The sequence below is a fragment of the Martinezella sp. CNPSo 3964 genome (assembly GCF_057784375.1).
Genome location: NZ_JBXSOW010000004.1, coordinates 361,072 through 375,124, shown reverse-complemented (window position 1 = coordinate 375,124; position 14,053 = coordinate 361,072). Strand labels below are relative to the sequence as shown.

Sequence of the window (14,053 nt, the reverse complement as noted above, 5' to 3'; positions counted from 1 at the left end):
TGCCGCGTTTACCGAGGCAGGTCGGAACCGGAGAGATGCTGGGTTTCCATGACGGCGCGACGGTTGAGACCGTCCCGCTCCGGATAGGGGGTCTGGTTTGCGGCATGGGCGTAGCCGTCGCGGAACCACATGAAGGTTCCACCGGTATCGGCGGAGGTCTGTTGCCATTCGGGGAGACCGCTTCCGTTCGGATTGCCGGTTTTGACGAAATTCGCCAGGTAGGACGACATGATCTCTGCCATTCGATAGTCGGCTCCGGTCCATGCCCGCTGACCCGGCACGTCCCGCATCGAATTCATGAAATACCAGAGGTCCGACGAATGGAACGAGCCATAGAATTCGGAATCGCGGCCGGGCGGCGCGTGGTTGAAATAGAAATCATAGACGTGCAGGTTCCGGTTTCTCGATTTCACCAGTTCCGAGGAGACCAGATAGTTCTGCAGATTGTAGTCGGCCCGGGCGCGCAGCCACATGCGATAGGCTTCACGCGGATCGGAGGGTCGATAGACTTTTTGCCAGCCGTCGTCATAGCCGATCTTCTTCATGGCATCGTCGAATTCGGACTGGGACATGGTCTTGTCGGGGCCGCCGTTCAGCGAGCTATATTCGTTCGAGGTGCCGCCGATCATGATATCGAGGCCGTCAAGCGCGCCGGGACGCAGGAGATCGATGGACTCATTGGTGAAGACGTAGCCGTCGATGGCATGCTGGGCAGGAATGTTGGTTGCCTTGTGCAGCGCTTCATAAAGCTGCGTCTTGCCGTCGGCCGCCATTTTGGAGATGAAGTCGTCCGTTGGAATTCGACGCAGATCGGCAAGCGTCATCGGCTTGCCGAACACCTGCTCGATGGCTTTCGCATTTGCTGTTTCCCGCTCGGCGAGCGGCATCATCGGCGAGGCGAAGAACCCCGTGAAGCCACTTTCGATGACTGCGCGGTGAAAGAGGCCCTTGGCCAGCGGCGACCGCAGCAGCATGGTGGAATTGCGCGCTCCCGCGGATTGACCGCCGATGGTGACGTTGTCTGGATCGCCGCCGAAGCCGGCAATATTGTCGTGCACCCATTGCAGCGCCTTGATCTGATCCAGCATGGCATAGTTGCCGGAGACCTTCTGCGGGCTTTCCTGCGATAGTTCGGGAAGTGCCAGAAAGCCGAGTGCGCCGACACGGTATTGGATCGCAACGACGATGATTCCCTTCGCCGCGAGTTTGGATGCGTAAAACTCCATCTCGGAAGCGTAGCCATGGTGGTTTGCACCGCCATGAATCCAGACATAGACCGGCAGCTTGTCGGTGGTGCTGGCGGCCGGTGTCCAGACGTTGAGGTTGAGACCCTCTTCACCGGCCTTGGGCATGAAGGCCGGATCGAAATAGAATTCATCCCCCCAGAACTGGCCGACGGGATTTCCATGGATATCCTGAAGCGCTTGATCGCCCCAGTGGTCCGCTACTTTCACTCCATCCCACTTTTGCACCGGCTGCGGCGGCTTGAAGCGGTTTTCGCCTCCGGTCGGGCCGGCAAAGGGGACGCCTTTGAAAACCTGAACTCCCGGCACATCCGTCGCCACGCCTCGCAGGAGACCACCTTCAACCTTGACGACGTCGACGGGCGATCCTGCATTGGCCGCGCCGACAAGCGGCGTGATCGATAGAGCGATAGTTGTGGCCAAAAGCCGAACATAGTTCCCTATCGTCGACGTCAACACTGGCTGCATTGGCTGGATCCTCCTCTTGGGTCGTGGCCGAACCAACTTCAGACAGCGCCTGGCCGTGTTGCCTATTGGTTGGATGGTTTGCATTGCGGTCTTGAAAATGGCGTCCCGCCAGCTAGGCGTTTCCTTAGGGAGCGGAGCAGCCATCCTGTGACTGTTGTCGCCGGTCGTCATTCGCTCAAAAGAGCGCCTGCCGCCTGCAGCAGCTTTCGATCCGGGTCCTCGGCGACCCGCGTTTGCTTGTCAAAGATCATGGTCGCGCCGTGTCCGATCGTATAGGCAGGCCAATCCGGCAGGCCTTGTGCGCTCGGCTTGCCGTTACGGGCAAAATTGACCCACGCCTGGCTCATCTTGTCCGATAGGGCAATCGCATCCGGTCCGCCGCCGGTCGAGGTCTTGACCAGCGCGGCGTTGGCAAAGACGTAAGGAAGCTCGGAGCAATGCCAGGCCATGGCTATGCCATCCATGACGGGCGACTCATAGGCGAACATATAGGAATAGACCGGCGCTCCGCCCTGCTTGGCCTTGAGATCGAGATCACGGATGGTGCCGGGCCGAAACCGAAGATCGACGAAGAAGGCATCGCCGAGCTTCTTTTCCGGATAGGCTTCGAGGAATGCCTTTCCGACGGTGTCGGCCTTGTCGCCGAAGCGCTGTGCGAGCTTTGACCGGGCCTGCTCCTCGCTCCAATCGTTCTTGCTGTCGGCGAGAAGATCGGCAGGTTTGTTGCTGATCACGGTTTCGAACTCATTGAGCGTGTTACCGACCATCAAGGGGATGTCCCTGGCCTGATCGACCCATTTTGTTCCGACCGGATTTTCCGGAATGAAATTGCCGTCGAGGACCGGTGCCCAACGGGCGTCTTTCGCGCCTTGGGCCGCGGCATCCCTGATCGCCTTGTCCGATGCCGCCTGGAGCTGGTAGTAGTCGACATCGGCAAGCTTATCGACGTCTTGGGGCTTCAGGCCCAGATTCGCCAGGGTAAGTTCGGCAATTTTGCGCGAGGATGCCTGATCGGTGACCGAGTCAACTCGCGACCCGCTTTCCACGATTGCCTTCTGAAATAGGCCTTTTGCCGAAGGGGTGCCCATCAGCGCGCGGACCTTGTAACCGCCGCCCGACTGGCCGAAGATCGTCACGTTTGACGGGTCACCACCAAAGGTCTGGATGTTTTCGTGCACCCATTTCAACGCGGCCACCAGATCCGTCATGCTGGCATTGCCGGAAAGCTTGTATTTGTCTCCATAAGCCGAAAGATCGAGAAAGCCGAGAACATTCAGCCGGTGGTTAAGGGTTACGACGACTACGCCCCCCTTTTTACTGAGATTCTGGCCGTCATAGGCGGCAAGCTCGATTCCGGAGCCATTGGTGAAGCCGCCACCATGGATCCACACCATGACCGGCCGCTTGTTTCCGTCATTGACGCCTGGCGTCCAGATATTCAGGAATTGGCAGTTCTCGCTCATCGGCAAATAGCGATGGGGATTGAACAGTTCATCCCCGGCGACGGCTTTCATCGGCGGAATGAAGCAATTTTCGCCGTAGGTGACCGCAGGCCTTACCCCGCTCCAAGGCTTGACGTCGGCGGCGGGCATGAAACGCTCGGCTTGGGCATAGGGAACTCCGAGATAGCTATAGATCCCGTCGCTGAGAGCCCCGAGAAGGGCGCCCTGCTTGGTTCGCACCACGGTCTTGTCTTGCGAGGCGACAAACTCGTCTGCGGAAGAAGATGCCAATGTCAGGCCAAGAAAGGCTGCGCAAAGCGCTATCGCCTTGAGATTTATTCCAAATTTCCGCTGCATCGAACGTAATCCTCCCATTTTTATGCCCAGATCGGCAGTTGTTTTTCGAGCCACTGGCAAAGGAGTTGTGACCGGAAACGCAATTGTTGGCTTGTCAGCCCCGGCACCGGCCCGCTTACCTTCGCTTGTCGGTCGAGTTTCCGCGCCTCACATGAAAGCCGGCTTCAGGCGAGACGAGGGGAAGCCTGGACTGCGATGGCGTCGGCTCCCCGCGGAGCGCGCCGACAATGAGCTCGTAAAGGTGCCCTAGATCCGTATGTCCGGCCGAGAGCCCATATGAATGACAGAAACGATGTAGATCCAGGAAAAGCTGGAAAGTCAGTAGCCCGTCTCAATGGAGAGGATGCCGAACTTATGCGCAATGGAGCACGGGCCATTGGAAAGCAGTCTTCGGCCGGCACAGCAGCCGATGATCTCGGAAAAGTCAGAAATCCGATACGGTTATGCGTCATCATGGGTTCCTCCCGCCATGGTGCCTGAAGACGCATATTTAGGGCATCAGCCCATATGTCTAATTGGAATTATCACACAAAAACGCATAGGATTTTTCAATGAATGCCGTTCATTGGCGGGGCCGGGCATTGGGTGCACCCCAGGGGGTTGACCGAGGTGCCTCCCGGGGGTGCCACTTCTGTCCGATTTGTGAGAATTTCGGAAATTCTCGCGTAGAACAAAATTCCAGACTTCGAACTCGCCGAATTTAAACATGTGAGCGAGGGGAAACGCACCGTTAGTTTTACCGAATGGAATGTGGTCGAGGTGCATCATCGACTGGAAGCTGACTTTGGGAGAATTGTCTTCGCAACCTGATCGTCTGCGCTCGGATAGAAAACCGCAAGATCGTCATTCTTCGAAGTATTTCAATGACCTTGCAGTATCCTCGATCACCGTGATCAAGGCGTTTGTCTGCATTTGATCCGAGGTAACCCTGTCGGCGACGAACACGCGTCCGTCCCTTAGGTCGGGATCGGCTTCCAGTTTGCGGAGGGCACCCGGCAGAGGATAGGCATCGATCACCTTGGTTGGAAAGATGCCGATACCAAGGCCGGCCGCGACGAGTTGAAGGGCAGCATTTAAGCTCGAGCAAAGGCAGACATTCTCGGGCATGACCTTTTCTTCGGAGAACCAGCCTAGCGTTCCTCGATACATTGCCGTTGGCGGTGGTGTCGTAATGACGGGCAGTTTTGCAAGCTCGCGAGGGTAGGCGCCGATCTCCGGAAAGGCTGCAGCCGACGCAACCCAACTGTTAGCCTGGCGGCCGAGTGCGAACAGGCGCACTTCGCGCAGCCCGATCGGGTCGACGAGGATAGCAAGATCAATCTCGCCGTCAGCCAGCTGCTGTTCGAGGCCGGCGCTTGTCGCAATCGTCCATTCGGGTCTTAGCAGTGGGAAGTCCCTCTGGAGGGTAGCAATGAGCGTTGCCATGCAGGCAACAGCAAATCCCTCGGCCATGCCAATCCGAAGCGTGCCCGAGATTTCCGGCACCCGGGATGCCCTCTTCAGATCCTCATAGGCGTCGAGCACGATCCTGGTGCGCGACAGGAATGCGTGTCCTTGGCGCGTGAGGCGTAGCCTGCGGCCGTATTTCTCGAACAGCGGAGCCGGAACTTCCGCTTCCAGTTGTTTCAGACGAAGGGACAAGGAGGGTTGCGTCACGTTCAACCGGTCCGCAGCCTTTTGAACGCTGCCGAGCTCGGCCGTCCAACGGAATGCTTCGAGTTGGCCAATGGAGAAGTTATTCATAGCATTCACCTATGCATTAAGGCCAGTTTTTCCAATTGGACATGTCAAACATATATGTGGCTATTTCCTCTCCGGGAGCAATAGGGAGGATCACATGAAGACAATCACGCAAGGTAATGGGCCTTCGCTATCGCGGCGAACGCTTCTGAAGAGCGCTGCTGTGCTCTCTGGTGCCGCCGTCGCCGGCGAGCTTTTTCCCACTCCGGCCATTTCCGCGACCACGACGATCAATGTGCTTTCGCTCGGCGAAGGCATGTTCGGTCAGCCATTCGTCGATCTATCGCCGGAATTCACCAAGGCGACCGGGATCAAGATCAACAACATCACCATGGGCTACAACGAGGCGATCCAGAAACAGGTCGCCGCCTTTGCCGCAGGCAGCTCGTCCTACGACGTCGTCCAGGTGGATTCGATTTACCTCAAGGGCTATGCGAAGGCCGGCCATCTTCTGGCGCTGGATGATCTGATCCCAGCCGACGAGCTGAAGGACTTCTTCTCTGATATCCCGCAGACGTTCAGGGACATGTACGGCGCCGATGGCAAGACCTATGGCATGGCGACGATCGGCAACTGCCAGCGCCTGATCTACAACAAGGCGAATCTCGACGCCGTCGGCCTCGACCTGCCGCAGACCTGGGACGACCTTCTCAAGGCATCGCAGAAGGTCGTGGATCCGAAGACTTCCCGCTTCGGCTTCATTGCCGGGACCGAGCGTCTCGCCAAGGCCTTCGGTGTCTGGTTGCCGATCTACTGGGCGAATGGCGGCGTCCTGTTCGACGACAAGATGAAGCCGATCTTCGCCGATCAGAACGGCGTCGACTCCCTGGCTTTCCTGTTGGAACTCGTCAAGACCATGCCGCCGGGAGGTGCTGCCTACACGGAAGGTGACGAAGTCAAGGCAATGGCAAGCGGTCTTGGCACGCTCGATCCGGTCGCGTGGATTCCAGATGCGCAAGTCACCGCGGATGCTAAGACGAAGCCGCAGCTGCAGAGTGCGGTGCCGCCGAAGGGCAAGGTCTGCAGTGCGCCGGTCATGGGTGGTCTTGGCCTTACCGTATCGAAATACTGCCAGGATCCGAAGCCGGCTGCCCAATATGTCGCCTGGTTCAACAGCCGCGACGTCCAGTCGAACATGATCGTCCAGCATGGCGGTCAGCCGTGCCGCAATTCCGCCTGGGCCGCGAATGCGACCGCCAAGCCTTGGTTTTCGGCGGTTGCGGAGAGCCTCAAGCTGGCGAAGGTGCGACCGCAGATTCCGGAATGGAGCCAGGTCGACGGCGAGGTCGGCATCCAGCTTAGCCGCGCTTTTGCAGGAGAAATATCGCCGAAAGAGGCATTGGAGACCGCGCAGAAATCCGTCGACCAGATCATGCGCGATGCGGGTTATTATTGATGCAGATGACGTCACGACGCGTCGCCTACGCTTTCATCGCGCCCAGCCTTTTGTGCCTGCTTGGCATCATCGGCTGGCCGCTGGTGCAGGCCGTGTCGATCAGCCTCTATCGCTGGAACCTGATTTCCGGCGTCAAGCGCTGGAATGGACTTCAGAACTTCATCGATATTCTGACCTCCGCCGACACCTTGCGCGTTGTCGGTGTCACTGTCGTCTATACCGGTCTCTCCGTCCTTCTGGAACTTGTGCTGGGACTGGCGCTTGCATTGCTCGTCAGGCATGGCCTGCAGAAGAACTGGTCGGGTTTTGCGGTTTTCCGCGTCGTGCTCTGCATCCCGATCATGATAGCGCCGCTGATCTGGGCCTTCTATTTCAAGAGCATGTACAGTCCGCAGTTCGGAATGTTCAACATCGTTCTTTCGTGGCTCGGCATCTCTCCGGTTGCCTGGGTCAACAACCCGAGCATTGCCATTTACAGCCTGATCGTCGCCGATGCCTGGCAGTGGACGCCTTTCATGTTCGCAGTCCTGCTTGCCGGCCTGCTGACGCTGCCGGAAGAGGTGATAGAGGCAGCGGTCATCGACGGGGCGAGCCGCTGGCAGATCCTTCGTCTTGTCGAACTGCCGCTGCTGAAGCCGATCCTGATGGTCGCGCTGCTGCTTCGCCTGATCGACTCGCTGAAGAACATAGATCTGATCATCGTCATCACGCAGGGCGGCCCCGGCACGAGTACCGAGATCCTGAACTACTACGCCTACAGCACCAGCTTCCAGGGCTTTCAAATGGGTTCGGGCGCGGCACTTGCTCTCATCGTCTTCGTCGTCATCATGGCGCTCGTGCTTGTCTTGATGGCAGCGCTCAATCGCACTGGCACCAAGGAAGCTCGGGCATGAAGACCAAGTTTCTCTATGCTCTCGCCTTGGTCGCCTGCGCCCTTACAATCCTTCCCCCGCTCTGGGCGCTGTTTGTCTCCTTCTCCGTGCAGACGGATGCCGGCCCGGGGCTCGGCCTGGAAAACTATCGCGACGTCCTGTCCCAGGAGCAGTTCTGGGCCGCACTTTGGCATTCTTTTCTGACGGCGACCGCAAGCACGCTGGTTTCGATCGTGCTCGGGTCGATGGCAGCCTTCGGCATGACCCGTCTGGGAAGCCGGTTCGACCGCCTGGCGCTTGCCATTCTTGCAATGCGCATGATCCCGAGCATCGTGCTGGTCATTCCGTTCTACCTGTTCTTCCGCAGTACGGGGTTTCTGGACTCGCTCGTCGGTCTGACCACAACCTATCTGACCTTTTCGCTGCCTTTTGCCATTTGGATGATCCAGGGTTTCTTTGCGGCGATCCCCGAGACGATCGACGAAGCGGCGCGGCTGGACGGCGCAAATTCCTGGACGATCCTCTGGCGGATCATCCTGCCGATTGCCGCGGGGCCGATCCTGACCACCGCCGTCCTGATCTTCTGCTTTTGCTGGAACGAGTTCCTGTTCGCTTTGGTGCTGACAGATCGCAATGCGCTGACCTTTCTGCCGCTCCTGATGCGCTACGTGCCGCCTCAAGGCCCGCTCTACGGTCAGATCTTTGCCGGGTCGACGATCTATTTCATCGTGCCGATCGTGGCACTGGCGCTGATCCGCAAGCAACTCGGCCGTGGCTTTGTCGCCGGCAGCGTGAAGTAGATGAGGATTGACCAGATGGGAGACGAGTCCATGAAGCTACTTGATAATAAGGCCTGCATCATCACAGGCGGCAGCGGTAGCGTCGGCCTGGCATCGGCGCGCCTGTTTCTGCAGCACGGCGCCAAAATCCTTCTCGTTGATCTCGACACCGATGCGCTGCGGGCCGCGCGCTCGCAGCTGGGATCACCCGACGTCGAGATCTTCGCCGGCGACGTCTCGGACGCGGAAACGGTGCGGGCCTATGTCGATGCTGCAGCCGCCAAATGGGGAGCAATCGACGTCCTCTTCAGCAATGCCGGCAACCAGGGAGCAATCGGTGAGCTCGAAGATTACGACGAAGAAGCGTTCGATCGCACTTACCACATCCACGTGAAAGGCGCTTTCCTCGCATGCAAGTATGGTCCCCGCAGGATGCGCGATGGTGGCAGCATTGTCATAACCTCAAGCATGGCCGGCACGAGAGGCGGGGAGGGGGCAGGCCAGAACATCGCCTATGTCACGGCCAAGCATGCGCAAACTGGGGTCGTGCGGGCCGCTGCGCGTGCTCTTGCCCCGCGGGGCATCCGGGTCAACTCGCTCAATCCCGGACCGATCGCCAATGGTTTCCAGCAGAACATCGAAGATCGTATCGGGGCACTCAATGGCGTGAATGTCACCCAGCAGATCGACCGGGAGATTCCCCTGGGGCGTCACGCCGATCCGGTCGAGGTCGCCAATGTGGCGCTCTATCTGGCCTCAGGGATGAGCAGCTTCGTTACGGGCCATATCCATGCGGTTGATGGCGGGCTGGCGTCGTGAACAAAGACGAGTTTCGTGTGTGGGAGCAGGGAAGGGGAAGACATGCATCATAAACGGATCTGGATCGCTGCTTTGATTTTTTCGGCCGTCATCATCAACTACATCGACCGTATCGCGCTTTCGATTGCCTCGAAGCCGATAGCGGCCGAATATGGCTTCTCGCCCGTGCAGATGGGCTATCTCTTTTCCGGCTTCCTCTGGACCTATGTGATCTGCCTTATCCCGCTGGGCCTGGCTCTGGAGAAGATTGGTGTCAAGAAGATGATAGGCGGCGGCATCGCAATATGGTCGGCCGCGACCGCCTTGACCTCCGTCGCCAGCGGATTCACCTCGATCCTGGTGGCGCGCCTGGTCATGGGGGCGAGCGAGGCCACCTCCTATCCGGCATCGGGACGTGTGATCCGCGACTGGTTTCCCGAACGCGAACGCGGCGTGGTAACCACGCTGTTCAACGGCGGCTCCACGGCCGGGCCTGCGCTCGGAGCGATCATCACCGCAGGTCTGGTCGAATTCGTCGGCTGGCGGGCCTGTTTCGTGCTGCTCGGCATCCTTGGGTTCGTCTGGCTCGGCGTCTGGCTGTATTGGTACAAGGCGCCCGAGGACGCGCGGTGGCTGTCAGATGTCGAGCGCGACACCATCTTGGGCGAACGCAACGGAGACGTGAGATCCAGCGCATCCGCGTCGCCGTCAACGATCCGGCACCTCTTCGCCCAGCGCAGCATCTGGGGGCTCGTCATCACGCAGGCCTGCCTGGTCTATACCGCCTATTTGTTTCTGACATGGCTGCCTACCTTCCTGCAGTCGACCCGCGAGCTGTCGACCATGAGCACAGGATACCTTACCGCCATCCCCTATTTGATTACGCTCGTCCTCAGCCTCATCATTGCTCGCGCGAGCGATCGGCTTCTGTCATCCGAAGCTGTCCGCAACGGCAAGCGGCGAAATTTCATCGCCGTCATGGCGGTCCTATCCCTTCTGATCGTCCTGGCGCCTTCGGTTGGAAATCTTACCGAACTGCTTGTCGTCCTGACGCTTGTGCTGACCGGTTCGACCACGGGTGCAGGGCTGAATTTCACGCTTGCCAGCGATCTCTTGAGCGATCCCCGCGATGTCTCACGGGTCATTGCCATCACGGCACTCGGCGGCAATCTTTTCGGACTGATCGCGCCCATCATCACCGGCTATGTGGTTGCCGCAACGGGCGGCTATGACTGGGCGTTCGGTATCGCGGCGGTGTTGCTTCTCGTTGGTGCCGCGGCGACGCTCACCATGACCAGGAAGCCTATTCTGCCGGAATTTCCCCTACCGGCGCCGGTTGCGCCGCAAGCAAGCGAAACGGCCACAGCATGACCTACCATTATCCGACATTACGGCGACCCATTACCGAGGCGACGAGAGCAAGCGTAATCGAAGACTTCCCCGAAATCGCCGAGATCGGCGATGCCGAAATCCGTGCGAAGGTGGTCGAGGCATGGAGCTACTCGCTCTGCTGTTCGGATTTCAGGCGCATCAAGGATATCCCGCCCGACGGCAATCCGGGGGCGCCGGTCCTGACACAGGGCACGCAGGCCGATCACGTCCGCGGCGTATTCCGCTACGCGAGCGTCATCGCGCGCGAGTTCGAGGAGGCCTATCCCGAGGTCGTCATTGACTGGACCATATTGCTTGCCGGCGCGGCGTGCCACGATGTCGGCAAGCCTTACGAATTCGATTCGTCCAATAGAAAGCGTTGGGCCACCCTTCCGGCGGATGCGGGGCAGCCGACGTTTCGACACTCCGTCTTCGGAATGTACGTCTGTCTTGTGACGGGTCTTCCCGAAGAGGTCGCCCATATCGCCGTCGGCCATTCATTTGAGGGTAATCATATGGGGGTGAGCGCCGAATGCACGATCGTCCGGCAAGCAGATCATGGCTGGTGGCACGTAGCCGCCGCACTTGGTCTCGTCAGGCAAGAGACGATGGGAGGCCTTGCCAGCAACCTCCGCAGCCGTGTGGGCGGAAAGTGATGACAAGCAGATCACCAGGGCCGCGAATCTGTCCCGACCCTCATAGTCCATTTTTGACCTGTCCAACCTCCCGCGCTACTGCTCGAACTGGGGTACGGTCTCTTCGAGTAAACGGCCACACGTGATCAAAGACCACGTCGCCAATTCGAGTCCCTTGAGGAGCGTAGCTGGCTGGTTGCAGCACACCTGACCCTAAAGGTCATCAATTGGGATACACTCCAGCACTTGGCGCTTGAAACGGCTTGGCCAAAAGGCTGATAAGTCAATCAACGGTAGAAGTGGAGATATGTTTTGAACCTGAGTCGCGGCGTGAAGATTTATGACAATGACTGGTTCTTGCGCCATGGCCTCAGCGCCGAAGAGACTGCCGACCTGCTTGCCGCGTGGGGCATTACCTATGTGATCGCCCAGAGCAAGCTTCTGCCGATGCCAAATTCGGCAGTGACCAGCATGGTCACCGAAGACGATCGCAAAGCCTACAAAGCACTGGACGATCTTAAATTTCGCCGGCTGCTGGCAGACAGGGGCATTGCCTATTTCGCGGTGCTCAACATCTGCTTCGATCCCGGCTATTCCACCACTCATCCCCATGTCGTCGCAACCGACCAGTGGGGCAGGCCGGGCCGGCAGCAGGATTGGTACATCGGCATCCCACCTGACAGACAAGACAATCTCGATCACAAGATTGGCCTCCTGAGCAAGGCCGTAGAGATCCTGCAGCCGGACGCGATCCATCTAGGTTTCATCCGCTGGCCGGGTTTTTGGGAAACCTGGCTCGATGGCGACGAACGCGCCAGCAAGCCGGAATACTGCTTCTCGGCGGAGACGGTCGATCGCTTCAAGGCCGAGACCGGCGTGGATCTCACGTCTGCGGACCCCGTGACGAGCGCCGAAATAATCCTGTCGCACCATCGCGATCAATGGACGAACTGGAAATGCCGCCGGACGGTCGAAGCCATTGGTACGATCCGGGACAAACTGGCGCCGCTGAAGTCGGGGCTCCAATATTCGATCAACACGCTTCCTTTCTTCCGGGAGGATTTCGGCAATGCGGTCGAGGAAGTCTTCGGTCAGAACGTCGCTATGCTCGCCGAAGTCGTCGATATTTTCGAAGTCATGGCCTACCACCAGATTCTGGCAAAGCCGGCAACATGGCCTGCGGCGGTTTCATCCGACATTATCAGGCGCAGCGGTCAAAAGGCCATCTGCACACTCCAGGCGGATGCCCTTTATCTCGACGGCATGCATGCCGGCCGCGGCAGGAGAACGAACATCGACGCGGGCGAATTTTCCGCGGCATTGACGGCCCTGGAAACGACGCCGGTCGAGGGCGTTTGCGTCTTCACATTCACCGACCTGCTCCATCGGCGTAAGACCGATACCGGCAGGACGATGATCGCTTCGCTCAGGAATTTCCGGAACGGCTGATCGCAGCGAGCAATTGCGCGCGTGTCAGATCGGCCTTGCGGTAACTGCCCGTCAGGGCACCGGAGTTCATAACGACAATCCGGTCGCTGAGGTCGAGCAACTCGTCCAGATCGTCCGAAATGACGAGGATGCCGGCGCCCTCGCGGGCTACGGCGCGTATCTGATTGTGCAGTTCGGACTTGGCTCCGATGTCGACCCCGGCAGTCGGCTGGTCGAGAATCATGGCAACCGGCTTTGAAGCGACCGCTCGGGCGAGCAGGACTTTCTGTGCGTTTCCGCCGCTGAGGTTGCCGACGATTTTCTTCCGATCTGGGGGGCGTATGACAAAGCGCCTGATCATTTCGATGGCAAGGCGCGGACGGCTGCCAACACGAACAAAGCCTGCGGCTGACATGAGCTTGCCAAGTGCGCTGACGACGATATTGGCTTCCACCGATGCTCCCAAAGCGAGTCCGGAGACCTTTCGATCTTCCGGAACCAATGCCAGTCCGGCGCGCGTGGCGCGTTCGGGCGTCAAGCGCGTCATCCTCCTGCCGCCGATATGAATGGTGCCGCTGCTGCGCACGTCGCCGATCAATGCGCGTGCCAAGCGTGTGCGTCCCGAACCCACGAGGCCCGCCAATCCGACGATTTCACCTTTATGGACTGAAAGATCGATAGATGGTCGACCATGCACGACGAGGGTGGAGGCCGCAAGCGCCTGGTCTTTGACGGTGATTGCTGTTGTGGCGGAGGCAGCGACAGGCACATGTTGCGGGACATCGTGACCGACCAAAAGTTGTGCCAGCGAATCCACCGTATAGTCCTTGCTCGCGCCGGTCTCGACGACCTGGCCGTCGCGCATCAAGGTGATCCGGTCGGAAAGACGGCAGACTTCCTCAAGGAAGTGGCTGATGTAAACGATGCCGACCTGCCGTTCTTCGGCCATGCGGCGCATGGTGGAAAAGAGGAGTTCGCGTTCCGTTGGCGCAAGCCGAGCGGTTGGTTCGTCCATGACCAGGATGCGAAGCTCCTGTGAGCAAGCGCGTACGATTTCGGTCAGTTGTTGCGCCCCGACGCCCAGCGTGCGGACGGCAGCTTTCATCGGCAGGCTGATGCCAAGCCTCTCGGCTTCCTTTGCCGATCGCTCGCGAAGTCGGCGATGGGCAATCGTGCCGCCAATGCCGCCGCGCGGTTCTCGCCCCAGCGCGATATTGTCCGCTACGGACAGTTCCGGCACGAGCGAGAAATCCTGATAGATGATGGCAACGCCCTTTGCGAGGGCGTCGCGGGGCGTATGCAGGCTTGCCGCTTCGCCGGCGATCAGCACCTCACCGTCATAGTCGGAATAGTTGCCGCCGAGTACCTTCATGAGTGTGCTCTTGCCGGCGCCGTTGTGGCCGACAAGAGCATGGATCTCGCCCGGTTTGAGCAAGAAGTCGACGCCGCGCAGAACCTGAACGCCCGAAAAACTCTTGCGGATGTTCCGCATTTCCAGAAGCATCGACACCTCGCTTGCCATA

Annotated in this window: 11 protein-coding genes; 7 read left to right on the top strand and 4 right to left on the bottom strand. The window is 59.1% G+C overall.

The features are described from left to right. Positions 1–8: 8 nt before the first annotated feature. From AC13Q5_RS15710 to AC13Q5_RS15700, 3 genes are all read right to left on the bottom strand, one after another. Entirely contained in the window at positions 9–1,712 is a 1,704-nt protein-coding gene (locus AC13Q5_RS15710; protein ID WP_488502294.1) for a carboxylesterase/lipase family protein, read from the bottom strand. A gap of 167 nt (positions 1,713–1,879) precedes the next feature. Further along, a complete protein-coding gene (locus AC13Q5_RS15705; protein ID WP_488502293.1) occupies positions 1,880–3,511 on the bottom strand; it encodes a carboxylesterase/lipase family protein in 1,632 nt (543 codons plus the stop codon). Between the two features lie 843 nt (positions 3,512–4,354). Continuing rightward, a complete protein-coding gene (locus tag AC13Q5_RS15700; protein ID WP_488502292.1) occupies positions 4,355–5,254 on the bottom strand; it encodes a LysR family transcriptional regulator in 900 nt (299 codons plus the stop codon). A 94-nt stretch (positions 5,255–5,348) separates the two neighbouring features. Here AC13Q5_RS15700 and AC13Q5_RS15695 point away from each other — a divergent pair, with 94 nt between their 5' ends. The 7 genes from AC13Q5_RS15695 (at position 5,349) to AC13Q5_RS15665 (ending at position 12,551) form a co-directional block, all read left to right on the top strand. Beyond that, positions 5,349–6,647: an ABC transporter substrate-binding protein gene (locus AC13Q5_RS15695; protein ID WP_488502291.1), complete on the top strand. Its 1,299-nt coding sequence runs from the start codon at positions 5,349–5,351 to the stop codon at positions 6,645–6,647. Then, positions 6,647–7,540: a carbohydrate ABC transporter permease gene (locus AC13Q5_RS15690; protein WP_349961819.1), complete on the top strand. Its 894-nt coding sequence runs from the start codon at positions 6,647–6,649 to the stop codon at positions 7,538–7,540. The genes AC13Q5_RS15695 and AC13Q5_RS15690 overlap by 1 nt, the downstream gene beginning before the upstream one ends. Next, entirely contained in the window at positions 7,537–8,319 is a 783-nt protein-coding gene (locus tag AC13Q5_RS15685) for a carbohydrate ABC transporter permease (protein ID WP_174173602.1), read from the top strand. The genes AC13Q5_RS15690 and AC13Q5_RS15685 overlap by 4 nt, the downstream gene beginning before the upstream one ends. Positions 8,320–8,349: 30 nt before the next feature. After that, positions 8,350–9,117: an SDR family NAD(P)-dependent oxidoreductase gene (locus AC13Q5_RS15680; protein WP_488502290.1), complete on the top strand. Its 768-nt coding sequence runs from the start codon at positions 8,350–8,352 to the stop codon at positions 9,115–9,117. A gap of 42 nt (positions 9,118–9,159) precedes the next feature. After that, entirely contained in the window at positions 9,160–10,467 is a 1,308-nt protein-coding gene (locus AC13Q5_RS15675; protein ID WP_488502289.1) for an MFS transporter, read from the top strand. Beyond that, entirely contained in the window at positions 10,464–11,123 is a 660-nt protein-coding gene (locus AC13Q5_RS15670; RefSeq protein WP_488502288.1) for an HD domain-containing protein, read from the top strand. Before AC13Q5_RS15675 ends, AC13Q5_RS15670 begins: the two co-directional genes overlap by 4 nt. Before the next feature lie 291 nt (positions 11,124–11,414). Further along, positions 11,415–12,551 (top strand): hypothetical protein, encoded by a 1,137-nt coding sequence (locus AC13Q5_RS15665; protein WP_488502287.1) that lies wholly within the window; start codon positions 11,415–11,417, stop codon positions 12,549–12,551. Here the strand turns inward: AC13Q5_RS15665 and AC13Q5_RS15660 are convergent. Next, positions 12,529–14,052, bottom strand: a complete 1,524-nt coding sequence (locus AC13Q5_RS15660) for a sugar ABC transporter ATP-binding protein (RefSeq protein WP_488502286.1) — start codon at positions 14,050–14,052, stop codon at positions 12,529–12,531. The two genes, AC13Q5_RS15665 and AC13Q5_RS15660, sit on opposite strands and share 23 nt — an antisense overlap. Between the last annotated feature and the right edge of the window lies 1 nt (position 14,053).